The organism is Salmonella sp. 741265073_HBA (assembly GCF_046569105.1).
GTDB lineage: Bacteria > Pseudomonadota > Gammaproteobacteria > Enterobacterales > Enterobacteriaceae > Salmonella > Salmonella enterica.
Genome location: NZ_JBKFRY010000008.1, coordinates 115,319 through 140,379 on the forward strand (window position 1 = coordinate 115,319; position 25,061 = coordinate 140,379).

The 25,061-nt window shown below is 54.4% G+C and carries 18 protein-coding genes; 9 read left to right on the forward strand and 9 right to left on the reverse strand.

Features of this window, described 5'->3' with window-relative positions; all coding sequences use genetic code 11:
* The first annotated feature begins 11 nt into the window (after positions 1–11).
* From glgC to glgP, 3 genes are read left to right on the forward strand one after another with little or no spacing between them, the layout of a single operon-like run.
* A complete protein-coding gene (glgC, locus tag ACLD3P_RS12955) occupies positions 12–1,307 on the forward strand; it encodes a glucose-1-phosphate adenylyltransferase (protein ID WP_109161860.1) in 1,296 nt (431 codons plus the stop codon).
* A complete protein-coding gene (gene glgA / locus ACLD3P_RS12960; protein WP_001197669.1) occupies positions 1,307–2,740 on the forward strand; it encodes a glycogen synthase GlgA in 1,434 nt (477 codons plus the stop codon). The genes glgC and glgA overlap by 1 nt, the downstream gene beginning before the upstream one ends.
* A 19-nt stretch (positions 2,741–2,759) precedes the next feature.
* Entirely contained in the window at positions 2,760–5,207 is a 2,448-nt protein-coding gene (gene glgP / locus ACLD3P_RS12965; protein ID WP_000993424.1) for a glycogen phosphorylase, read from the forward strand.
* Between the two features lie 91 nt (positions 5,208–5,298).
* Here the strand turns inward: glgP and glpD are convergent, their stop codons facing one another.
* Positions 5,299–6,807 (reverse strand): glycerol-3-phosphate dehydrogenase, encoded by a 1,509-nt coding sequence (gene glpD, locus ACLD3P_RS12970; RefSeq protein ID WP_000448178.1) that lies wholly within the window; start codon positions 6,805–6,807, stop codon positions 5,299–5,301.
* A 198-nt stretch (positions 6,808–7,005) separates the two neighbouring features.
* Here glpD and glpE point away from each other — a divergent pair, with 198 nt between their 5' ends.
* The 3 genes from glpE (at position 7,006) to ACLD3P_RS12985 (ending at position 9,090) form a co-directional block, all read left to right on the forward strand.
* Complete coding sequence (glpE, locus tag ACLD3P_RS12975; RefSeq protein WP_000434523.1) at positions 7,006–7,332, forward strand: thiosulfate sulfurtransferase GlpE; 327 nt, start codon at positions 7,006–7,008, stop codon at positions 7,330–7,332.
* A 75-nt stretch (positions 7,333–7,407) separates the two neighbouring features.
* Positions 7,408–8,238 (forward strand): rhomboid family intramembrane serine protease GlpG, encoded by an 831-nt coding sequence (gene glpG / locus ACLD3P_RS12980; protein ID WP_000928701.1) that lies wholly within the window; start codon positions 7,408–7,410, stop codon positions 8,236–8,238.
* 93 nt (positions 8,239–8,331) lie between these two features.
* Positions 8,332–9,090, forward strand: coding sequence for a DeoR/GlpR family transcriptional regulator (locus tag ACLD3P_RS12985; RefSeq protein WP_000815084.1), 759 nt, complete (start codon positions 8,332–8,334; stop codon positions 9,088–9,090).
* 67 nt (positions 9,091–9,157) lie between these two features.
* Here ACLD3P_RS12985 and malT read toward each other — a convergent pair whose 3' ends face one another.
* Entirely contained in the window at positions 9,158–11,863 is a 2,706-nt protein-coding gene (gene malT / locus ACLD3P_RS12990) for an HTH-type transcriptional regulator MalT (RefSeq protein WP_000907030.1), read from the reverse strand.
* Positions 11,864–12,456: 593 nt separating this feature from the next.
* On the opposite strand from malT, the gene malP reads away from it, so the two are divergent.
* Positions 12,457–14,850 carry a maltodextrin phosphorylase gene (gene malP / locus ACLD3P_RS12995; protein ID WP_080250467.1) on the forward strand — a complete coding sequence of 798 codons (2,394 nt, stop codon included), beginning with the start codon at positions 12,457–12,459 and terminating at the stop codon, positions 14,848–14,850.
* A gap of 9 nt (positions 14,851–14,859) precedes the next feature.
* Complete coding sequence (gene malQ / locus ACLD3P_RS13000) at positions 14,860–16,938, forward strand: 4-alpha-glucanotransferase (protein ID WP_411006493.1); 2,079 nt, start codon at positions 14,860–14,862, stop codon at positions 16,936–16,938.
* Positions 16,939–17,056: 118 nt separating this feature from the next.
* Here malQ and gntT read toward each other — a convergent pair whose 3' ends face one another.
* From gntT to gntX, 3 genes are all read right to left on the reverse strand, one after another.
* The gene (gene gntT / locus ACLD3P_RS13005) at positions 17,057–18,373 is read right to left on the reverse strand and encodes a gluconate transporter (RefSeq protein ID WP_001131737.1); all 1,317 of its coding nucleotides are present in this window, start codon (positions 18,371–18,373) and stop codon (positions 17,057–17,059) included.
* Between the two features lie 376 nt (positions 18,374–18,749).
* Positions 18,750–19,325: a Fe-S biogenesis protein NfuA gene (nfuA, locus tag ACLD3P_RS13010; protein WP_000619387.1), complete on the reverse strand. Its 576-nt coding sequence runs from the start codon at positions 19,323–19,325 to the stop codon at positions 18,750–18,752.
* A 58-nt stretch (positions 19,326–19,383) separates the two neighbouring features.
* The gene (gene gntX / locus ACLD3P_RS13015; RefSeq protein WP_000958733.1) at positions 19,384–20,067 is read right to left on the reverse strand and encodes a DNA utilization protein GntX; all 684 of its coding nucleotides are present in this window, start codon (positions 20,065–20,067) and stop codon (positions 19,384–19,386) included.
* Positions 20,068–20,104: 37 nt separating this feature from the next.
* Here gntX and bioH point away from each other — a divergent pair, with 37 nt between their 5' ends.
* Entirely contained in the window at positions 20,105–20,875 is a 771-nt protein-coding gene (gene bioH / locus ACLD3P_RS13020; RefSeq protein WP_000998138.1) for a pimeloyl-ACP methyl ester esterase BioH, read from the forward strand.
* A 35-nt stretch (positions 20,876–20,910) separates the two neighbouring features.
* On the opposite strand, the gene ACLD3P_RS13025 is transcribed toward bioH, so the two are convergent.
* The 4 genes from ACLD3P_RS13025 to feoA form a co-directional block, all read right to left on the reverse strand.
* Complete coding sequence (locus ACLD3P_RS13025; RefSeq protein ID WP_131046768.1) at positions 20,911–21,825, reverse strand: Rpn family recombination-promoting nuclease/putative transposase; 915 nt, start codon at positions 21,823–21,825, stop codon at positions 20,911–20,913.
* A 234-nt stretch (positions 21,826–22,059) separates the two neighbouring features.
* Positions 22,060–22,296, reverse strand: a complete 237-nt coding sequence (gene feoC, locus ACLD3P_RS13030; protein WP_000157589.1) for a [Fe-S]-dependent transcriptional repressor FeoC — start codon at positions 22,294–22,296, stop codon at positions 22,060–22,062.
* Positions 22,297–22,308: 12 nt separating this feature from the next.
* Complete coding sequence (gene feoB, locus ACLD3P_RS13035; protein ID WP_000736970.1) at positions 22,309–24,627, reverse strand: Fe(2+) transporter permease subunit FeoB; 2,319 nt, start codon at positions 24,625–24,627, stop codon at positions 22,309–22,311.
* 18 nt (positions 24,628–24,645) lie between these two features.
* Complete coding sequence (gene feoA, locus ACLD3P_RS13040) at positions 24,646–24,873, reverse strand: ferrous iron transporter A (RefSeq protein ID WP_001160955.1); 228 nt, start codon at positions 24,871–24,873, stop codon at positions 24,646–24,648.
* Positions 24,874–25,061 lie beyond the last annotated feature (188 nt).

Consider the following 25,061-nt stretch of genomic DNA (forward strand, 5'->3'; position numbering starts at 1 on the left):
AGGAGTTAATCATGGTGAGTTTAGAGAAGAACGATCGTGTAATGTTGGCGCGCCAGCTGCCACTGAAATCTGTTGCCCTAATCCTGGCCGGCGGCCGCGGCACGCGTCTAAAAGATTTAACGAACAAACGCGCCAAACCAGCCGTCCACTTTGGTGGGAAGTTCCGCATCATCGATTTCGCCTTATCTAATTGTCTGAACTCCGGGATTCGCCGTATCGGCGTGATCACTCAGTATCAGTCCCATACGCTGGTGCAGCATATTCAGCGCGGCTGGTCACTGTTTAGCGAAGAGATGAACGAATTTGTCGATCTGCTGCCAGCTCAACAGCGTATGAAGGGCGAAAACTGGTATCGCGGCACGGCAGACGCGGTGACCCAGAACCTGGATATTATTCGTCGCTATAAAGCGGAATATGTCGTCATCCTGGCAGGCGATCATATCTACAAGCAGGACTACTCGCGTATGTTGATCGATCACGTTGAAAAGGGCGCGCGTTGCACGGTGGCCTGTATGCCGGTGCCGATCAAAGAAGCGACGGCGTTCGGCGTGATGGCGGTCGATGAAAGCGACAAGATTATTGATTTTGTCGAAAAACCGGCGAATCCCCCCGCAATGCCTGGTGACGCCAGCAAATCGCTGGCCAGTATGGGCATTTACGTTTTTGACGCCGATTACCTGTATGAATTGCTGGTGGCAGACGATAAAGATGACGCGTCCAGCCACGATTTCGGTAAAGACATTATCCCCAAAATCACCCGCGAAGGTATGGCTTACGCGCATCCTTTCCCGCTCTCCTGCGTGCAGTCCGATCCGCAAGCCGAACCGTACTGGCGCGATGTAGGTACGCTGGAAGCTTACTGGAAGGCGAACCTGGATTTAGCCTCGGTGACGCCGGAGCTGGATATGTATGACCAGAACTGGCCTATCCGTACGCATATGGAATCGCTACCGCCTGCGAAATTCGTGCAGGACCGCTCCGGTAGCCACGGTATGACGCTGAACTCGCTGGTCTCCGGCGGCTGCATTATCTCCGGTTCGGTGGTGGTGCAATCTGTGCTCTTCCCACGGGTGAGAATAAATTCTTTTTGTAATATTGATTCGGCAGTGTTGTTACCTGAGGTTTGGGTAGGGCGCTCCTGCCGTTTACGTCGCTGTGTTATTGACCGTGCCTGTATTATCCCGGAAGGCATGGTGATTGGTGAAAATGCGGAAGAGGACGCTCGTCGTTTCTACCGTTCAGAAGAAGGTATTGTACTGGTCACGCGTGAAATGCTGCGCAAACTGCAGGTCAAACAGGAGCGATAATGCAGGTTTTACATGTATGTTCAGAGATGTTCCCCCTGCTGAAGACTGGGGGTCTGGCGGATGTGATAGGCGCGTTGCCTGCGGCACAAATTGCGGATGGTGTTGATGTTCGCGTTCTGCTTCCAGGGTTTCCCGATATCCGTCGGGGGATACCCGATGCGCATGTGGTGAGCCGCCGCGATACTTTCGCCGGTAAGATATCGCTGCTGTTCGGGCATTATAACGGCGTGGGCATTTATCTGATCGACGCGCCGCATCTGTACGAGCGTCCAGGCAGTCCCTATCACGATACGAATTTATATGCCTATACCGATAACGTGCTGCGCTTTGCCCTGTTAGGGTGGGTCGGCTGTGAAATGGCCTGCGGACTTGATCCATTCTGGCGCCCCGACGTGGTGCACGCCCATGACTGGCACGCCGGGCTGGCGCCCGCCTATCTGGCGGCGCGCGGGCGGCCGGCGAAATCGGTCTTTACCGTACACAACCTGGCCTATCAAGGCATGTTTTATGCAAAGCATATGGATGACATCGAACTGCCGTGGTCATTCTTTAATATGCATGGGCTGGAGTTCAACGGACAACTCTCCTTTTTGAAGGCCGGTTTGTACTATGCCGACCATATTACGGCGGTGAGCCCGACCTATGCGCGTGAAATTACCGAACCGCAGTTTGCTTATGGTATGGAAGGCCTGCTGCGCCAGCGTCATCTGGAAGGGCGCTTGTCCGGCATACTGAACGGCGTGGATGAGAAGATCTGGAACCCGGAATCCGATCTGCTGCTGGCGTCGCGCTACACGCGCGATACCCTGGAAGAGAAGGCGGAAAACAAGCGTCAGCTACAAATTGCGATGGGGTTGAAGGTTAACGACAAAGTGCCGCTGTTTGCCGTGGTAAGCCGTCTGACCAACCAGAAAGGTCTGGATCTGGTGCTGGAGGCGTTACCGGGGCTGCTGGAGCAGGGCGGGCAGTTGGCGCTACTCGGCGCGGGCGATCCGGTGCTTCAGGAGGGGTTCCTCGCGGCGGCGGCGGAACACCCAGGGCAGGTTGGCGTACAGATCGGCTATCACGAAGCTTTCTCGCATCGCATTATGGGCGGCGCGGACGTTATTCTGGTGCCCAGTCGTTTCGAACCGTGCGGCTTAACGCAGTTATATGGCTTAAAGTATGGCACGCTGCCTCTGGTGCGGCGTACCGGGGGGTTGGCCGATACGGTCTCCGACAGTTCGCTGGAAAATCTGGCGGACGGTATCGCCAGCGGTTTTGTCTTCGAAGACAGTAACGCCTGGTCGTTGCTACGCGCGATTCGGCGTGCTTTTGTGTTGTGGTCACGGCCTTCGCTTTGGCGGTTTGTACAACGGCAGGCGATGGCGATGGATTTTAGCTGGCAAGTTGCCGCGAAATCATACCGCGAGCTGTACTATCGCTTGAAATAGTCATCCAGGAATCATTTATATGAATGCTCCGTTTACTTATGCATCGCCCACTCTCAGCGTTGAGGCGCTTAAGCATTCTATTGCCTATAAGCTGATGTTTACGATTGGTAAAGACCCGGTCATTGCCAATAAACACGAATGGCTGAACGCCACGTTGTTCGCGGTGCGCGATCGTCTGGTGGAGCGCTGGCTGCGTTCTAATCGAGCCCAATTATCGCAGGAAACCCGGCAGGTTTATTACCTGTCGATGGAGTTTTTGATTGGTCGTACTCTCTCTAACGCGCTGCTCTCGCTGGGCATTTATGACGACGTTAAAGGCGCGCTGGAGGCCATGGGCTTAGATCTCGAAGAGCTGATCGATGAAGAGAATGACCCAGGGCTTGGCAACGGCGGCTTAGGACGGCTGGCGGCTTGCTTCCTGGACTCGCTGGCGACGCTAGGATTACCGGGTCGCGGGTATGGCATTCGCTACGACTACGGCATGTTTAAGCAGAATATTGTCGACGGGCGGCAAAAAGAATCTCCGGATTACTGGCTGGAATATGGCAACCCGTGGGAGTTCAAGCGCCACAATACGCGCTATAAGGTGCTTTTTGGCGGGCGCATTCAGCAGGAAGGTAAAAAAGCACGCTGGATTGAGACGGAAGAGATTCTGGCCGTCGCGTATGATCAGATCATCCCCGGTTACGACACCGACGCCACTAACACACTGCGGCTGTGGAATGCGCAGGCCAGTAGTGAAATCAACCTCGGTAAATTCAACCAGGGCGACTACTTTGCGGCGGTGGAAGATAAAAACCACTCTGAGAACGTTTCACGGGTGCTCTACCCGGACGATTCCACCTATTCCGGACGAGAGCTACGCCTGCGCCAGGAGTATTTTCTGGTCTCGGCGACAGTGCAGGATATCCTGCACCGTCATTATCAACTGCATAAAACCTATGAGAATCTGGCGGATAAAATCGCCATTCACCTCAACGATACGCATCCGGTGCTGTCAATTCCGGAGCTGATGCGTCTGCTGATTGATGAACATAAATTTAGCTGGGACGACGCGTTTGAGGTGTGCTGTCAGGTCTTCTCTTATACCAACCATACGCTGATGAGCGAGGCGCTGGAAACCTGGCCTGTCGATATGCTGGGGAAAATTCTGCCCCGTCACCTGCAGATTATCTTCGAGATTAACGACTATTTCCTGAAAACGTTGCAAGAGCAATATCCCAACGATACCAGCCTGCTTGGACGCGCGTCGATTATTGATGAGTCGAACGGTCGCCGGGTACGGATGGCCTGGCTGGCGGTGGTGGTCAGCCATAAAGTCAACGGCGTTTCTGAACTCCATTCCAACCTGATGGTGCAGTCGCTGTTCGCGGATTTTGCGAAGATTTTTCCGACCCGTTTTTGTAACGTCACTAACGGCGTTACGCCGCGCCGCTGGCTGGCGTTGGCAAACCCGCCGCTGTCTGACGTGCTGGATGAGAATATTGGTCGTACCTGGCGTACCGATCTTAGTCAGCTCAGCGAGCTGAAACAGCATTGTGATTATCCGCTGGTCAATCATGCGGTGCGTCAGGCGAAGCTGGAAAATAAAAAACGGCTGGCGGTAGTGATAGCGCAACAACTGAATGTGGTGGTAAACCCTAAAGCGTTATTTGACGTGCAGATTAAGCGTATTCACGAATACAAGCGGCAGTTGATGAACGTACTGCATGTCATTACCCGCTATAACCGCATTAAAGAAAATCCGGAGGCCGACTGGGTGCCGCGGGTGAATATTTTTGCCGGTAAGGCGGCTTCCGCCTATTACATGGCAAAACACATTATTCATCTGATCAACGACGTGGCGAAAGTGATTAACAACGATCCGCAGATTGGCGACAAGCTGAAAGTGGTGTTTATCCCGAACTACAGCGTCAGCCTGGCGCAGGTGATCATTCCCGCTGCCGACCTGTCTGAGCAGATTTCGCTGGCAGGAACAGAAGCTTCCGGCACCAGTAATATGAAATTTGCCCTGAACGGCGCGCTCACCATTGGTACGCTGGATGGCGCGAACGTAGAGATGCAGGAGCATGTCGGCGAGGAGAATATCTTTATCTTCGGTAATACTGCCGAAGAGGTGGAAGCGTTGCGCAGGCAGGGTTATAAGCCTCGCGACTATTATGAAAAAGATGAAGAGCTACATCAGGTACTGACGCAGATTGGTAGCGGCGTCTTTAATCCGGAAGAGCCAGGCCGTTACCGCGATCTGGTAGATTCGCTGATTAACTTTGGCGATCACTATCAGGTGCTGGCGGACTACCGCAGCTACGTGGACTGCCAGGATAAGGTGGATGAGTTGTATCGTCGCCCGGAAGAGTGGACGACGAAAGCGATGCTCAACATTGCCAATATGGGCTACTTCTCATCGGACAGAACCATCAAAGAGTATGCCGAAAATATCTGGCATATTGATCCGGTGCGGTTGTAAATCCCGATGCCGGCGGCGCTTCGCTTGCCCGGCCTACGTTTATGTATCCTTGTAGGCCGGATCAGGCGTTAGCCGCCATCCGGCATTTTTCTCAGGACGCCAGTGAAAGTTGGTGTTTCTCAACATACGCCGCCAGCCACTGAGTGATGCGGGACTGCTGTTCGGCGGTCAGCCACATGCCTTCTTTGGTGCGACGCCAGATAGCATCTTCAGTACGGCGCACCCATTCGTGATCCACCAAGTACTTGAGTTCCGCTTCGTAAAACTCATGACCGAAATCTTCGCCTAAATCAAGCAGTGACGTGGCTTCGCCGAGAATCCACTCCGTGTTGCTGCCGTAAGTGCGCGAATAGTGGCGCGCCAGCGATTCCGTCAGGAACGGATAACGACGACGCAGCTTCGCCGCGTAATCTTCGCGGCTGCCGTCGATGTCGCCGCCGGGCAGTACGCACGTTTTGGTCCATGCCGGGCCGATGCCTGGATAATAAGACGCCAGTTTTTCCATCGCATGTTCGGCCAGCTTACGGTAGGTCGTGAGCTTACCGCCAAACACTGAAAGCAGCGGCGCTTTGCCGTTTTCATCATGAATATCAAGGGTATAATCGCGAGTGATCGCCTGCGGTGAGTCGGACTCATCATCGCACAGCGGACGGACGCCGGAGTACGTCCAGACGATGTCATCCCGCCCCAGTTGTTTCTGGAAGTGCGCGTTATAAACCTTCAACAGGTAATTAATTTCGCTCTCTTCAATTTTTACCGCTTTCGGATCGCCTTTATATTCGACATCGGTTGTGCCAATGATCGAAAACTCTTCCATCCACGGAATGACAAAGACGATACGTTTATCTTCGTTTTGCAGAATATACGCCTGCTTCTGATTATGGACGCGCGGCACGACGATATGGCTGCCTTTGATCAGGCGGATGCCATACGGTGACGGCAGATGCATCCCTTCGTCGAAGAACTGTTTGACCCACGGTCCGGTGGCGTTAACCAGTCCGCGCGCCTGCCAGACATATTTTTTACCGGTGTCGATATCTTCCGCTTCGACAATCCACAGGCCATTTTCCCGACGAGCGGCGGTTGCGCGAGTACGGGTAAGGACTTCGCCGCCTTTACGCACCACCATCTGTGCGTTAGCCAGCACCAGACGCGCATCGTCTACCCAACAGTCGGAGTATTCGAATCCGCGCACGATTTCAGGTTTGAGTACCGAATCTGCGCCAAACCGCACACCGGTGGAACCGGGTAAACTGGTACGTTTTCCGAGGTGATCGTACATAAACAGACCGATACGGATCATCCAGGCCGGACGTAAATGCGGGCGGTGCGGCAGACGAAAACGCATCGGGAAGGCGATGTGCGGCGCCATTTTCAACAGCACTTCACGTTCTGCCAGCGCTTCGCTGACCAGACGGAACTCATAGTGTTCAAGGTAGCGTAAGCCGCCGTGGATAAGTTTCGAACTGGCGGAAGAGGTCGCGCAGGCCAAATCCTGCGCTTCCAGCATGAGTACGGACAAACCGCGTCCGGCGGCATCTGCCGCGATGCCTGCACCGTTAATGCCCCCGCCTATCACGATCAGATCTTTGGTTTCCATGCTGCCCTCTTGCACTTTCGTTAAAGTTCAAAAATGTTCGTTATCGAACATAATAGCAAAGAAACGCGCTATTGGTAACATCGAAAAAACATTTTAGAGTGATATGTATAACATTATGGCGTTAAGCTACTCCGTCAACGTACACTGGGCGATAAAATGCCTTAATTGGCTTCACCGGTAATAATGAAAGAGCGATTCATGGAACAATTTGAATGTATCACTGTAGAAGAGGCGTATCAGAAACTGCACCAGGGCGCGGCGGTGCTGGTCGATATTCGCGATCCGCAAAGTTATGCCATGGGTCATGCGCCGCAGGCGTTTCACTTGACTAACGATACGCTGGGCGCGTTTATGCGTGAGCATGGTTTCGATACCGCCGTGATGGTAATGTGCTATCACGGCAACAGTAGTAAAGGCGCCGCGCAGTATCTGCTCCAGCAAGGCTATGATGCGGTTTACAGCATTGACGGCGGGTTTGAGGCCTGGCATCGCCGTTTCCCTGCCGATGTCGCAAATGGCGCGTAATCCCATAAAGATGCAGCCTCCGACGAGAAGGGTATATATACTGTCTTCTTTTGTATGGACTAAGCGACAGCAATAATGTTGATGATTACTTCCTTTGCGAATCCTCGCGTGGCGCAGGCATTTGTTGATTACATGGCCACCCAGGGCGTCATTCTTACTATTCAGCAACATAATCAAAGCGATATCTGGTTGGCGGATGAATCGCAGGCCGAACGTGTGCGGGTCGAGCTGGCGCGGTTTATAGAAAATCCCGGCGATCCGCGTTATCTGGCGGCTAGCTGGCAGTCCGGGCAGACGAACAGCGGACTACGCTATCGCCGTTTTCCCTTTCTCGCCACGCTGCGTGAACGAGCCGGCCCTGTTACCTGGATCGTGATGCTCGCCTGCGTGCTGGTCTATATCGCGATGAGTCTCATCGGCGATCAGACGGTGATGGTGTGGCTGGCGTGGCCGTTCGATCCGGTTTTAAAATTTGAATTCTGGCGCTACTTCACCCATATCTTTATGCACTTTTCACTGATGCATATTCTTTTTAACCTGCTGTGGTGGTGGTATCTCGGCGGGGCGGTAGAGAAGCGCCTGGGCAGCGGTAAATTAATCGTCATTACGGTGATAAGCGCGCTACTAAGCGGCTATGTACAGCAGAAATTTAGCGGCCCGTGGTTTGGCGGGCTGTCTGGCGTCGTCTATGCGCTGATGGGTTACGTGTGGCTGCGCGGAGAGCGCGATCCGCAAAGCGGAATTTACCTCCAGCGCGGCTTAATTATTTTTGCATTATTGTGGATAGTCGCTGGTTGGTTTGACTGGTTTGGCATGTCTATGGCGAACGGCGCGCACATCGCCGGGCTTATCGTCGGTTTAGCGATGGCCTTTGTTGATACGCTGAATGCGCGAAAACGAACGTGAGGCGTATCCGGCCTGTGGTCGAGATATTTTTCCAGGCCGGGTAGGGCGAATGCCGCTATCCGGCGCAAGGTTGGTTACTTTCAGAGATTATTCATGAAACAAACACAACGGCATGACGCGATCATTGAACTGGTGAAAAAACAGGGGTACGTCAGTACGGAAGAGCTGGTGGAGCATTTTTCTGTCAGCCCGCAAACCATTCGTCGGGATCTTAACGATCTGGCGGAACAGAATATGATTTTGCGCCACCACGGCGGCGCGGCGTTGCCCTCCAGCTCGGTGAACACGCCGTGGCACGATCGTAAGGCGACGCAAACGGAAGAAAAAGAGCGCATCGCTCGCAAAGTCGCGGCCCAGATCCCCAATGGTTCAACGCTGTTTATTGATATCGGCACGACGCCGGAAGCCGTAGCGCACGCCCTGTTAGGGCACAGTAATTTGCGGATCGTGACCAACAATTTGAACGTAGCGAACACGCTAATGGCGAAAGAGGATTTTCGTATTATCCTCGCCGGCGGCGAACTCCGCAGCCGCGACGGCGGCATTATTGGCGAAGCGACGCAGGACTTTATCGCCCAGTTCCGTCTTGATTTCGGCATTCTCGGTATTAGCGGTATTGATAGTGACGGCTCATTGCTGGAATTTGACTACCATGAGGTACGCACCAAGCGCGCAATTATCGAAAATTCGCGCCATGTGATGCTGGTGGTGGATCACTCTAAATTTGGTCGTAATGCGATGGTAAACATGGGCAGCATTAGTATGGTCGATGCGGTCTACACCGATACCCTGCCGCCGCCGGGCGTGATGCAGGTGATTGCCGACCACCATATTCAATTAGAGCTGTGCTAAAGAGACTGTCTTATCAGGCCTACACTCTGCGCGTGATCGTAGGCCTGATAAGCTCATCAGGCACACGTCAAACCCCGTACCCCATCATCTTCAGCAACTGCTGCGCGTGCTGTACCGCGTCCTGACGGTGCGCGACGCCGAGTTTCTGGTAGAGGTTGCGGATATGCGTCTTAATGGTGGTCGCGGCCACCGCCAGTTCGCCGGCAATCTGTTCGTTGCTGTAACCAGAATAGATAAGCCCTAACACCTGCCATTCACGCTGGGTGAGCGGGCTGGTGCGAATAAGCTCCGGGACATCCGGATGGTTAAGCAGGCGCTCGACGAAGCCTTCGTCAAAATGGGCGAATTTATGCCGGTGATGTTGGTTAATCTCTCGCAGGATGCGCTGCGCGCGATGCTGCTCCATCTCCGGCAGCGTATTGAGTTGAATCAGCTGACGCAATTGTTGCGCCATGGCTTCGCCTTCAATCACAAAATGGCTGATAAATCCGGTGCGGTTGGCGAGCTGTAAGGCATCAAGCAATACGCGCTGGGCATCGTTTTTCCGCCCGGATTGCCAGTAAAGCTGATTGAGTAACAGCAGATTGCGGTTTAAATCGCTCATTAAGCGCAGGCTACGGGCGTTCTCATTTAACTCTTCCAGCACGATTTCCGCAGGCTCGAATTCGCCCAGCAGGATCTGCGCGCGGGCGATATTCCGCCATTGCCCTTGCAGAAAATGGTTATTGGCAAACGCCGGTTTTGGGGTATGGCGTAACCAGTTGGCGGCGGATTTTTTGTCGCCGGTTAACTGCCAGTAAATGACACGCACCTTATCGGCGTTAGAGATCCAGTCGCAGTGATAACGGCCATTGCCTAATAAATTTTCCAGTCGGTTAAGCTGACTACGGGCATTATCCAGATCGCCGCGCGCCAGCGAGCACTGCACCAGTAACGTCAGGCACTGCAACTGTTGTTGCGGCTGGAAGGTGGACAGCACAGCGATACCGCTGCGCGCCGAGGCTTCCGCTTCGTCAAGGCGCGCCCACGCCCACAGCAATTGCGCGCGGATACGTACCAGAAACTCATGCATCGGCAGTTGTTCCAGATGTTGCTCTTTGATCAACTGGAAGGCTCTCTCCTGCGTTTCCCATGCGGCCTGCAGGAATCCCTGGGCGAACTGAATTTCGCTTTGTTGAATTAAGCTCCACAGCGCGTAATGCCAGACGTCATGATGGCGCGCCATTTGTTCGGTTTGCTGCATCAGCGATAAAGACTGGCTGAGATCGCCTTTACAGTGCAGCACTTCTCCGTGAACGGAGGTCGCGACAATACGGCTATAAAACCAGGCGAGAGGAAGCTCATCCAGCGCCAGTTTCGCCAGCCGCTCAGCCTCTTCCGGATTGCCGTCGTTGATGGCGACCTGGGCGCGCAGCGCGTTAAATTCAGCATGTAGCGTGCCGTCCATGACCCCTTTGATCTCTTGCTCGGCGCGCGCCAGCAACGTATTCACTTCGCTGTAGCGGTGTTGGCTTTGCATCAGCCAGGCCTGTAACAACACCAGCCGCGGATTTTCCAGCAGGCTTTCCCACGGCAGCGCTTTTAATGACTCTTCCAGCAGCGCCAGTTCACTGTGATTAAACAGCCCCCACGCATGATTAAGCAGGATATCGCGCAGCATTTGCGCGTCACCCGCCGCCAGCGCATGATGTATAGCTTCGCTGGGAAAACCCTGTTCCATCCAGCTTTCCGCGGCCGCACGGTGGATCTCCGGCAGTTCCGCCGCCAGTTCCCACTGGCAACGCTGGCGCAGAAAGCTACCAAACAACGGGTGATAGCTAAACCACTCGCCCGTGTCGTCCATGCGTTGCAGGAATAACCCCTGGCGCTCAATCTCCTCCAGCCGCATCTGGCCGTTTTCTTCGCCGGTCACGCGTACGATCAACGCGTCATTCATTGAGCGTAAGATCGCGCTTTTAAGTAAAAAATGTCGGGTGCTGACATCCACATTATCCAGTACTTCGTCCACCAGATAATCAGAAAGGTGGCTGGCATTAATCCCGGCAAGACGGCGGGCGGAGTGATGCGCAGAGGTATGGTTCTGGCGCGCGGAGAGGGCGATCAACTGTAGCGCAGTGGCCCAACCGGCAACATCGTCGCACATGCGGCTGCTCTCAGCGGCTTCAATGGGCGACGAAAGGCGACGGTCAAAAAATTGCTTTGCTTCCTGATGGTTAAAAGCCAACTGCTGGCTGCCGATTTCCAACAGCTGATCGCGCACGCGCAGGTTAGCGATGCCCAGTTGCGGTAAATTACGCGATAACACCACCAGGGTGAAATTTTCCGGCTGATGCCGTAAGAAAAAGCGCATCGCGTCGTGAATCACCGGATTGGTAATCAAATGGTAGTCGTCAATCACCAGATAAAGCGGGCGATGCCACTGCGCCAGTTCAATAAAGAGCTGTGCGAAGAGGGACGTCAGGCTGGCGTACTGACGTTTTTGCGCCATCGCTTCGCTGGTAGAGCAGTGTCCGCCGGTGGCCTGTTGGATTGCGGCAATTAAGTAACTGGCGAACCGCTCTTGCTGGTTATCGCCTTCGTCGAGAGAGTACCAGCCTAATTCATTTTTGCCCGCCGCCCACTGTGAGACAAGCGTGGTTTTCCCATAGCCAGCAGGACTGGTTACCAGGGCGAGCCTGAAATTGTTCGCGCCGGAAAGTTTAGCCAACAGCCGCTCACGAACCACGGTATGGTCGAGACGAACCGGACGACTTAATTTAGACGGAATCAACATAGCAATCACTTCACTGTGGGAAATGGGGGGAACTGCGATTTTTTTTGCGCTTCGTAATTAATAGATATAAGGTCGGCCAGAAAGCATTTTAATGCAAGCTAAGCAGACTTTTTATGTGTCTGAATTTGCACTCTGTCACAATTCTAAATAACGGTATTAAAAAAGTATTCGGCGCGGTTGAAACGAGCGTCAGAGCTGGGCTGAGGTCATATTTCCGTTGTTATAAATAATGTCCTGGACATGATGCGGATTTAACACAATGGCGATACCAGGCGTTTAATTAATTATGTTTAGTTAGTGAATCTCCCGCCGCTGAATATTTCAGGTAAGAAACTATTTTGGCGTTCATATAATCTTCGAAAATACCCCTTCGCGATTTACTGTTATTTCTGTTTATTCATTTGATTATGCGTAACACTGAGTGTCGTTGACAGGAATCGGCGCGTTTATACAGGGGTAAGTGGCGGCGATCACACTTTTATGCTCATCCCCGCTCCTCCTCCCTCCCTAATCATTGCCGGGAGGAGGAAGGTCAACATCGAGCCTGGCAAACTAGCGATAACGTTGTTTTATTACCCGAGGACGGATTTCCTATGTCACAGCCAACCTTCAATAAAGATCAATTCCAGGCCGCCCTGACGCGTCAGTGGCAGCGTTTCGGTTTACTGTCGGCGTCCGACATGACGCCTCGTCAGTGGTGGCAGGCCGTTAGCGGCGCGCTGGCGGAATTACTGAGCGCGCAACCGGTAGCGCAGCCGACGAAAGGCCAGCGTCATGTGAACTACATTTCGATGGAATTTTTGATTGGTCGCCTGACGGGAAATAACCTGTTAAATCTGGGATGGTACCAGGACGTTAGCGATGTGCTGAAAGCGCACGATATTAATCTGACCGATCTGCTGGAAGAGGAAGTCGATCCGGCGCTCGGCAACGGTGGTCTGGGACGTCTGGCCGCCTGCTTCCTCGATTCGATGGCCACTGTCGGGCAGTCCGCTACGGGCTATGGTCTGAACTACCAGTATGGGCTGTTCCGTCAGTCATTTGTTGAGGGCAAGCAGATGGAAGCTCCGGATGACTGGCATCGCGGCAGCTATCCGTGGTTCCGCCACAACGAGGCGCTGGACGTCCAGGTTGGGATCGGCGGTAAAGTCACCAAAGAAGGGCGCTGGGAGCCAGGTTTTGTGATTACAGGCCAGGCCTGGGATCTGCCGGTGTTAGGCTATCGTAACGGCGTCGCGCAACCGCTGCGTTTGTGGCAGGCGACCCACGCGCATCCGTTTGATCTGACCAAATTCAACGACGGCGCTTTCCTGCGGGCGGAACAGCAGGGTATCGATGCGGAAAAACTGACGAAGGTGCTTTATCCCAACGATAACCACACGGCGGGCAAAAAACTGCGTCTGATGCAGCAATACTTCCAGTGCGCCTGCTCGGTAGCGGATATTCTGCGTCGCCATCATCTGGCCGGACGCAAACTGCATGAGCTGGCGGATTATGAGGTCATTCAGCTAAATGATACCCACCCGACTATTGCCATCCCTGAACTGCTGCGCGTGCTGATTGACGAGCACCAGCTGAGCTGGGATGACGCCTGGGCTATCACCAGCAAAACCTTCGCCTACACCAACCACACCCTGATGCCGGAAGCGCTGGAGTGCTGGGATGAGAAGCTGGTGAAAGCGCTGCTGCCGCGTCATATGCAGATTATCAAGCAGATTAACGACCGCTTTAAGACGCTGGTCGATAACACCTGGCCTGGTGATAAGCAGGTATGGGCAAAACTGGCGGTGGTGCATGACCGTCAGGTGCGCATGGCCAATATGTGCGTGGTCAGCGGCTTTGCGGTCAACGGTGTGGCGGCGCTGCACTCCGATCTGGTGGTGAAAGATCTGTTCCCGGAATATCACCAACTTTGGCCGAACAAATTCCACAATGTCACCAACGGCATTACGCCGCGTCGCTGGATCAAACAGTGCAATCCGCAGCTTGCGGCGTTGCTGGATAAAACGCTGAAAAAAGAGTGGGCTAACGATCTCGACCAGTTGATCAACCTCGAAAAATACGCTGACGACGCCACATTCCGTCAGCAGTATCGCGACATCAAGCGGGCGAACAAAGAACGGCTGGTGAAATTTATCCAGGCCCGTACCGGGATTGAGATTTCGAGCCATGCGATTTTTGATATTCAGATCAAACGTCTGCACGAGTACAAGCGTCAGCATCTGAATCTGTTGCATATTCTGGCGCTGTACAAAGAGATTCGCGAAAACCCGCAGGCCGATCGCGTACCGCGCGTATTCCTGTTTGGCGCGAAGGCGGCGCCGGGCTATTACCTGGCGAAGAACATCATTTTTGCTATCAATAAGGTTGCGGAAGCCATTAATAACGACCCGGCGGTGGGTGATAAGCTGAAGGTGGTTTTCCTGCCGGATTACTGCGTCTCGGCGGCGGAAATGCTCATTCCGGCGGCGGATATTTCCGAGCAAATTTCCACTGCCGGGAAAGAGGCGTCCGGCACCGGCAACATGAAACTGGCGCTGAATGGGGCGTTGACAGTGGGAACGCTGGACGGCGCTAACGTTGAAATCGCTGAGAAGGTGGGTGAAGAGAATATCTTTATCTTTGGCCATACTGTGGAAGAGGTCAAGGCGCTCAAAGCCAAAGGCTACGATCCGGTGAAATGGCGTAAAAAAGACAAAGTGCTGGATGCGGTGCTAAAAGAGCTGGAAAGCGGTCAATACAGCGATGGCGATAAACATGCCTTTGACCAGATGCTGCATAGCCTCGGCAAACAGGGGGGCGATCCGTACCTGGTCATGGCGGACTTCGCCGCTTATGTCGAGGCGCAAAAGCAGGTGGATGCGCTGTATCGCGACCAGGAAGCGTGGACGCGCGCCGCGATCCTCAATACCGCGCGCTGCGGTATGTTCAGTTCCGATCGCTCTATTCGCGATTATCAGGCCCGTATCTGGCAGGCAAAACGCTAAGGGAGCGCGATGGAAAATAAACGTCTCGATAGTGCCGCGCTGGCGGCGGGGATCAGCCCCAGTTACATCAATGCTCATGGCAAACCGCAGTCTATTGACGCTGAAACCAAGAGACGTTTGCTGGCGGCGATGCACGGCACGACAACAGGACCACAGGCGGTCGTGCCGAATGTGAAGGTTTATACCGCGGGTAAAAAAATGGCGTTGCCGGTAGAGGGGCACGGTGAGTTTGCCTGGCTGCTGACTACGGAAGAGGGCGTGCATTACAAAGGGCGCGTGACGGGCGGTAAAAAACTTAACCTTCCGGCTACATTGCCGGAGGGCTACCACACCCTGACGTTGACCCAGGATGAACAGCGTACGCACTGCCGGATTATCGTCGCCCCGCCGCGATGCTATGAGCCGCAGGCGCTGCTGGAAGGGAAAAAACTGTGGGGGGCCTGCGTCCAGCTTTATACTCTGCGTTCAGAAAAAAACTGGGGTATTGGCGATTTCGGCGATTTGAAGTCGATGCTGGTCGATGTGGCGACACGCGGCGGCGCGTTTATCGGCCTGAACCCGATCCACGCGCTTTATCCGGCGAATCCGGAGAGCGCCAGTCCCTACAGCCCCTCGTCTCGTCGCTGGCTGAACGTGATATATATCGACGTCAACGCCGTCGAAGATTTCCGCCTGAGCGAAGAGGCGCAGGCATGGTGGCAAATGCCCGCCACACAGCAAAAGCTGCGACAGGCACGCGATGCGCAATGGGTGGATTACGCTACCGTTACCGCGCTGAAAATCACGGCGCTGCGGATGGCGTGGACGCGGTTTGCCGCTCGCGACGATGCGCAAATGGCGGAGTTTCGTCACTTTATCGCCCGCGAAGGCGAGAGCCTTTACTGGCAGGCGGCATTCGACGCGCTGCATGCGTATCAGGTAAAAGAGGATGAGCAGCGCTGGGGCTGGCCAGCCTGGCCGGAGGCGTACCAGTCGGTAGAGTCTCCCGCTGTAAAACAATTCTGTGAAGCGCACCGCGAAGAGGTGGAGTTTTACCTCTGGCTTCAGTGGCTGGCCTGGCGCCAATTCGCCGCCTGCTGGGATACCTGCCAGAGTTTTAAACTACCGATTGGTCTGTACCGCGATCTGGCGGTTGGCGTAGCGGAAGGCGGCGCGGAAACCTGGTGCGACCGGGAGCTGTACTGCCTGAAAGCATCTGTCGGCGCGCCGCCGGATATCCTCGGCCCGCTCGGTCAGAACTGGGGGCTGCCGCCAATGGACCCGCATATTATTGTCGCCCGGGCCTATGAGCCCTTTATCGACCTGCTGCGCGCCAATATGCAAAACTGCGGCGCGTTGCGCATTGACCATGTCATGTCGTTGCTGCGTCTGTGGTGGATACCGTATGGCGAAACCGCGGATCGCGGGGCATATGTTCAGTATCCGGTTGACGATCTGTTGGCTATTCTGGCCCTGGAGAGCCAACGTCACCGCTGTATGGTGATAGGCGAAGATCTGGGGACGGTGCCAGTTGAGATTGTCGGCAAGCTGCGCGATAGCGGGGTCTATTCTTATAAAGTGTTGTGGTTTGAAAATGACCTTGAGAAAAACTTCCGCGCGCCAGGCGCGTATCCGCAACAATCGATGGCTGTCGCCTCGACGCACGATCTCCCCACGCTGCGCGGCTATTGGGAATGCGGTGACCTGACGTTGGGTAAAGCTCTGGGGCTTTATCCGGATGAAGTGATTCTGCGCGGGCTGTATGAGGATCGCGAGCGGGCGAAACAGGGGCTATTGGACGCGCTGCATAAATATGGCTGTCTGCCAAAACGCGCCGGGCATAAGGCATCGTTAATGTCTATGACGCCAACGCTAAATCGCGGGCTTCAGCGCTACATCGCCGACAGTAACAGCGGTCTGTTGGGGCTTCAGCCGGAGGACTGGCTGGATATGGCCGATCCGGTTAACGTACCGGGCACCAGCGATCAGTATAAAAACTGGCGGCGGAAATTGTCTGCATCTCTTGAGGCCATGTTTGCCGATGAGGGCGTAAACAAGCTGATTAAGGATTTGGATAAGCGCCGAAAAGCGGCCGCGAAGAAGAAGTAATAAAGCCGGGGATTTCCCCGGCTTTATGATGGTGAGAGTACGTAGGTCTGATAAGCGCAGCGCCATCAGGCAATCCTGGCGCACATTGCTGCCTTATCCGGCCTACAAGCCGTCTCGCTTAAACCACCATACCCAGTAGCAGACAGCCGATCAGGCCGCAGACGGAGATGATCGTTTCCAGCATCGACCAGGATTTAATGGTCTCGCCGATAGTCAAATTGAAATACTCTTTGAATAGCCAGAAGCCCGGGTCGTTGACGTGAGAGAAAATCACGCTCCCGGAACCGACTGCGATAACCATCAGTTCAGGGCTAACGCCGGTAGTGGCGATCAGCGGCGCCGCAATGCCGCCTGCGGTAATCGCCGCGACAGTCGCAGAGCCCAGCGCGATACGCAGCACCGCCGCGATAGACCACGCCATCAACAGCGGAGAGACATTGGTTTCATGCATCATTGAAGCGATGTATTTATCCACGCCGCTATCGACCAGCACCTGCTTGAACGCGCCGCCGCCGCCGATGATCAGCAGCATCATGGCGATAATTTTGATGGAAGAGACCAGCGTATCGTTAATCTGATCCATTGAACGCCCGCGGTTCAGGCCAAAGGTGAACATCGCAATCAGTACGGCAATTAACGTAGCCATTACCGGGTCGCCCAGGAACTCGGCAACGGGCAGGAAAGCGTGGCCTTTTGGCAGAATCATCTCGGCAATCGCACGCATCGCCATCAGAATAACCGGAACCAGCGACGTCCAGACGCTGACGCCAAAGCCCGGCATCTCTTCTTCCGTAAAAGTTTTCGCGCTGTACAGGCCTTCCGGGATCGGCTTATCGATGCCTTTCAGGAAACGGGCGTAAACCGGTCCGGCAAGGATCACGGTCGGGATTGCCAGAATCGTACCAAACAGCAGCGTCTTACCCATATCGGCATGGAAAATCGTGGCGATCGCGGTTGGACCCGGGTGCGGCGGCAGGAAGCCGTGTGTGACGGAGAGCGCCGCGGCCATCGGCACGCCGACGTACAGTAACGGGATATTCGCCGCTGCGGCAATGGTGAATACCAGCGGCAGCATCAGAACGAAGCCCACTTCATAGAACAGAGCGAAGCCGACGGTAAAGCCGGTTAACACTACGGCCCACTGAATATGCTTTTTACCAAATTTCGCGATCAGGGTAGTGGCGATACGTTGAGCGCCGCCGCAGTCGGCAAGCATTTTGCCCAGCATGGCGCCGAACCCCATAATCAGGGCCAGACTGCCAAGCGTACCGCCGACACCGGCTTTGATGGAGCCGATGACTTTATCCAGCGGCATTCCCTGCATCAACCCGACAGCGAGCGCTACCAGGACAAGGGCGATAAATCCGTTCATTTTGAAGCGGATCATCAGAAGAAGTAACAAGATAACACCGATAGCAACGATGACTAATGGCATGATTTACCTGGCCTTTACTTTGTTATGGGTAACGTCATTGTTTCGACGACAAATTCCTGTTGTTCCCGACGGGAACAGAGTCGCAATAGCACCAATACTGATTACCGTTGAAACGAATGAGCGTAGTCAGATGTTATATGGATGTTAGGTGCCCATAAGAATGATACGGGTAACATATGGGTGTTGAAAATGACCCTGGCAGGCAAAATTTAAATTATGAGACACAGGTCATGTTATCGGCGGAAGAAGAAGGACCATTGTTCTGAGATGTGGCTGATAGCGTAGGATGGCGGCGTAAACGCCTTATTCGGCCTACGGTAGGGCAGACAAGGCCCGACAGGCGCAAGCGCCATCGGGCATGGATACAGGGAAAATCTTAGTAGTAGGAGTGCTCGCCGCGCTGGTGTTCGGTCAGATCGCGAACCCCTTTCAGTTCCGGGAATTCATTCAGCAACTGTTTCTCGATCCCTTCTTTCAGCGTGACGTCAACCATCGAGCAACCGTTACAACCGCCGCCAAACTGCAGAATTGCATAGCCTTCATCGGTAATTTCCATCAGCGAGACGCGACCGCCGTGGCCCGCCAACTGCGGGTTAATCTGCGATTGCAGAGCATATTCCACGCGCTCCATCAGCGGCGCGTCATCGGCCACTTTGCGCATCTTCGCGTTTGGCGCTTTCAATGTAAGTTGAGAACCTAGCTGGTCGGTCACGAAATCAATTTCCGCGTCTTCCAGATAGGGCGCGCTCAGCTCGTCGACATAAGCGGTCAACAGGTCAAATTTCAGTGCAGTATCGGTGGCTTCTACGGCGTCGGGCGGACAATAAGAAACGCCGCACTCTGCGTTAGGAGTGCCGGGATTAATGACAAATACGCGGATTTGCGTCCCTTCTTCCTGATTTGCCAGCAGTTTGGCAAAGTGCGCTTGTGCAGCATCGGAAATACGGATCATAGTAATGGCCTAATAGTTGACTATTTTAGTTGGTTATAATACGCCCATCATCGAGGCTCTACAAGGTTCGACACAGGCACCATACCTGGACAGTCGCTGCGCCGTTGCGCAAAAGCAGTTGCGCGATTTCCGCGACGGTACTTCCGGTAGTGACGACATCATCCACAATAACCATATGGAGACCCTGTACCGGCAATTCAAGGCGAAACGCGTTTTTCAAATTGCGCTTACGTAACCTGGCGCTGAGATGATGTTGTGTTGCGGTCGCCCGTACCCGCGTGATGGTCTGGCTGTCCCACGCACAGCCAAGCCAGCGCGCTAACGGTTGACATAACAGATCGCTTTGGTTAAATCCCCGCCGCCAGTGTCGGCGCGACCAGAGCGGAACGCTGACGATTCTGTCGGGAAGCTGCAAGCCAGTGCTGCGGCGCGCCATGAGTACTTCCTGCAACAGTAGACGCGCCAGAGCGGCGGCAATTTCGCTGCGGCGGGTAAATTTAAGCTGATGCACCAGTAAACTCAAGGGCGGCGTATAGTCACTGACGCTCACCAGACGCTGCCAGGGCGGTGGTTTTTGCAGGCAGCGACCGCAGGGGAGCGAAGGATGCGCGGCAGGTAATCCGCATTGCGGACACAGGCTGACGCGCTGACGAACGGCGCGCGCGCATACGGAACAAATCCCCCAGTGGCTTAACGCCAGCGGCATTCGGCATAGCCAGCATAATCCCGGTACTGTTAGCATAGGTGCATCCTTGTTAGACAAAAGAGAACAGTAACTGATGAATGACATCTGGTGGCAGACCTACGGCGAGGGAAATTGTCATCTTGTGCTGCTGCACGGATGGGGATTGAACGCGGAGGTATGGCATTGCATTCGCGAGGAACTCGGCTCGCATTTTACGCTGCATCTGGTCGATTTGCCGGGCTATGGCCGTAGTTCGGGGTTTGGCGCTATGACGTTTGAAGAGATGACGGCGCAGGTAGCGAAGAACGCGCCGGACCAGGCTATCTGGCTTGGCTGGAGCCTGGGTGGCCTGGTGGCGAGTCAGATGGCGCTCACACACCCTGAACGCGTTCAGGCGCTGGTGACAGTCGCCTCTTCGCCATGCTTTAGTGCGCGTGAGGGGTGGCCGGGAATAAAACCGGAAATCCTCGGTGGATTCCAGCAGCAGCTTAGCGACGATTTTCAGCGCACGGTGGAGCGTTTTCTGGCGCTGCAAACGTTAGGGACGGAGACGGCGCGTCAGGATGCCCGCACCTTAAAAAGCGTGGTGCTGGCGCAGCCTATGCCGGATGTAGACGTGCTCAATGGCGGACTGGAAATCTTAAAAACGGTCGATCTACGAGAAGCGCTTAAAAATGTGAACATGCCGTTTTTGCGTTTGTATGGTTATCTGGACGGTCTGGTGCCGCGTAAAATTGTGCCTTTGCTCGATACGTTATGGCCGCACAGTACATCACAGATAATGGCGAAGGCGGCCCATGCGCCGTTTATCTCGCATCCGGCGGCGTTTTGTCAGGCGCTGATGACGCTAAAATCATCGCTGTAACCAGGGCGTTGCCGGGCCCGGACCATTCTGCCAGATTAATGGTTTTCAGATGCCAGATCGGCAGGCGCCAGCCCGGTAACCCTAAGCACGGTATCGCGATCGAAACCATCGTTTAGCATGGAACGGGCAATGCGCAATGCGGCGAGCCGTTGGCCTTCCTGCTTGCCTTGCTGTAACCCGTTACGATGTCCTTCCTGACGTAATCTTTCTGCGATAGTCATGATCTTCTCCTTATGCTGTGGGATACGCATAGCCACCTGGCGGATAAACGTATTGAAGCGCGCGGCGTCGCCAGTGTGCATCATGTAATTAAACAAACTTTGAAGCTGGGTGTCATTAGCGTATCCCTTAACCAGTAGGGCGACCAGCTGTTCGACAAGCCCCATTAGATCACGCTGGCGGATGTGTTTTTGTATGAGTTCCAGCAGCGCGACCCGTCGGTGCCGCATAATCTCGTCGTCCGGCACGACCGTAATATCGACCAGAGGAAAGGCGGTGGCGTATAGCTTACGCGCCATCACCGGGTCGGCAAATTCATCCAGCCAGCATAATGAGAACGGATACGGGCTGCGGTTTCCGTGATAAAACAGCATTGGCACCACTAACGGCAACGTCTTATGCCCGGCCTCCAGGTGCCGTTGCATTGCAGCCATTGCGTAACGCATCAGCCGAAATGCCATATGCGCGTCCGGCGTACTCTGATGTTCAATAACCACGTAAATGTAACCTTCACCTTCACTCGTTTCCAGCGACCACAGAATATCGGAATAATGGGGGCGTAAATCCTCTTCAATAAAGCTACCGGACTCCAGCCGTAACGTATTCAGATTACAGATTTGACGTAATGTCGTCGGGAGATGAATTTCCAAAAAATCCCGTGCAGTATCGGGGTGGCATAAAAACTGTTTGAATACCGCGTCATGCGGCGTGAATGTTGTTGAGGTCGCCATATCGATCCGTCATCGGTGAAGTTCAATGGCGTGACACTACGCGCAGACCGTGCTGATTGCAGTAGAGGATTAGTGCGCTTGCGAGGCGCATGGGGAGATAAATGCGCACGGCGGTAACGCTTTCATCTTTGTGGAAGGCATGACGCAAAATTGCCCGGCAGCGTGACGCGTACCGGGCAACATAACGCGGGATAAAGGCCGGATAGGACGCGTTACGTCGCTACCCGGCGAAGGTTAACGCAAGGCCCACCATTCGCGCAGGCAGGCTTTACCTTCCGGACAACTTTTACAGCTGCCTGAAAGGCAGCCGTCCGGTTCTTCCGGGATACGTACCGCTTTACCCATGATCTCCAGTTGATTCAGCATGGCGTCGATCATGGGCTGCGGAGCGTGCAGCGTATGGCTGATTTGCGTTGCCTCCATACGCCCCCGTAGCGCCAGTAGATCGCGAACCTGTATCAATGAAGCCATTTTTTACATCCCTTAGTGACAATTGCCCGCAGTGCCCGAACAACAGGAACTGACGTTTTTGCGGGTTGCCAGCAGTTCAATGTCTACACGGCTGCGGGCGCGGCGCAACAGGCTTAACACCACAACGTTAAAGACGATCACTGCCAGAATACAGATCAGGCTGTATGTCGGGTGTTGACTGAAGCTGGTAACCTGGTAGAACAGCGTGGCGAGCGAATAGGCGATATTCAGCCCCCACAGGATGGAGAAGCCCATCCAGCCGCGGCTGGACTCGCGGGCGATAGCGCCCATTACCGAGATACACGGTACGTAAAGCAGGACGAAAATCAGGTAACTGTACGCCGCCGCGGCGCTGCCGAATTTTTGATCCATCACGCCCATCGCGCCGGTCGCCATTTCGCCGTCGCCTTTACTCGCTTCGATCGGGTTAGCCAGTACGCTCAGGCTAAAGGTGTCTTTCAGGCTTTGCCAGGTATCGTCAACCGCGCCCAGCAGTTCATCGCCGAGGTGGAAGTCGGCAGGATTAAACGCTTCGTCCTGAATATTTTCGGCGGTGTAGAGCGTGTTCAGCGTACCGACGACAACTTCTTTCGCCATGGCGCCCGTAAACAGGCCCACGGTAGCTTGCCAGTTATCCTCATGGACGCCGATCGGTTTAAAGACTGGCGTGATGATGCGGCTTACGGAGGCGAGGGCGGAGTCATTAATGTTATCGACGATTTTGCCGCTCAGCGAGAAACTGTTAAACGCGCTCAGGAAAATACTCACGATGATAATGACTTTACCGGCGCGTAGTACAAAACCTTTCAGGCGTTGCCAGGTCTGGATGATCAGGCTCTTGATATGCGGGACGTGGTAAACCGGCAGCTCCATCACAAACGGAGAGGCTTCGCCGCGCATAATGGTATGCTTCAGCATCAGGCCGGTTAATACCGCCATGACAATACCCAGCACGTACAGCGAGAAGACCGCCAGCGCGCCGTTTTGCCCGAAGAAGGCGGCGGCAAAGACGGCGAAAATCGCCAGGCGCGCGCCACAGGACATAAACGGCGCCATCATGATGGTCATCAAACGTTCGCGCGGAGCGTCAAGCGTGCGGGCGCCCATCACGGAAGGTACGTTACAGCCGAAGCCGACAATCAGCGGCACGAAGGATTTACCCGGTAGTCCCAGCGCCTGCATCAGGCGATCCATGACGAAGGCCGCGCGCGCCATATAACCGGAGTCTTCAAGGAAGGAGAGGAACAGGTACATCATCCCGATTTGCGGCACCAGCGGCAGGACGGTATTGATCCCGCCGCCAAGACCTTGCGCCAGGAAGATGGTTAACCAATCCGGGAAGTGCAACGTGTAGCCAATCCATTGAATGCCATGAATAAAGATGGCGACGGAACCGGCATCAAACAGGGGTTGCAACGCGCCGCCGATGTTAATGGCGAGCAGGAACATCAGGTACATCACGAACAAAAAAATCGGTAAGCCGAGGAAGCGGTTCAGGATAATTTTATCGACCGCCCTGGTGAAGCGGCTGGGTTCGGCTGTCAGGGTATTGCTGACCACGTCGCAAATAGCGGCGATACACTGGTAACGGGCGTCGGCGATATGCAGCGCCGGGTCGTCCATTTCGTCCTTCAGACGGGCAAGGGAGGTGTCCAGGTTTTGCGCCGCCTCGCCTGCGTAAGCCCGGCTGTAGATATCGCCCTCCAGCATTTGCAGACCCAGCCAGCGGCGCTGTTGTAAAGGCATCTCCTGGGCCATCGCGTCGGCCAGGAAATCCGCTTCGCGCAGCAGCGGCTGGGCATAATGCACCAGTTCGACGTTGTCGTTAGCGTTGTGACGGTCAATGGCCAGTTTCAGCGCCTCGATACCGCGACCGCGAGTCGATACCAGCGGTACGACAGGACAACCCAGACGCGTGGACAGAGCGTCGACATCAATACGAACCTGCTGTTTTTCAGCGATATCCAGCATATTGAGCGCGACAATACAGGGGATACCCAGCTCCAGCAGCTGCAGCGTCAAATAGAGGTTGCGCTCCAGATTGGAGGCGTCTACAACGTTTATCAACAGGTCGGCGTCGCCGCTCAGGATGTAGTGGCAGGCGATCTGTTCGTCGAGAGAGGTTTGTGACGAGATGGTCGTCAGAGAATAGGTGCCGGGTAAATCTACCAGCGTGACCTGGTGGTCAGTTGTCGCGAACTGGCCCTCTTTACGCTCGACGGTGACGCCCGCCCAGTTCCCCACGCGCTGACGCGCGCCGGTGAGTTGGTTAAATAAGGTGGTCTTGCCGGAATTAGGATTACCAATTAAACCAATGGTTAATTTTTTCATTTTTATAGACTCACTGTATTAACAGGAAACCGCTTCCACTTCTATTAACGCCAAATCCTTTTTACGCAAAACCAGACTCACGCGTCGTGTTTCGATATGGATCGGATCGCCTAAGGGCGCGACGCGGACGACATTAAATGAAGAGCCGGGCAACATGCCGAGCGAAAGCAGTTTTTGACGATACGCCGGGCTGATTTCACGCGCAAAGCCGGTGATTTTCCACGCAGTGTCAGGAGTGAATTGCATACGACCTACTTGTTTCTTACTAACTGGATGTATACCTCATGCGGCGCTCAGGGGGGCGGCAGGAGACCCGATGTTTAGCCAACGAAGGAAAGAGTAAATAATCAACAACACAATGATAATGAGAATGGTTTCTATCTTCAACGATTAAAATGTGACGGAATGTACAAATAAGCGATAATTTGCGCCGA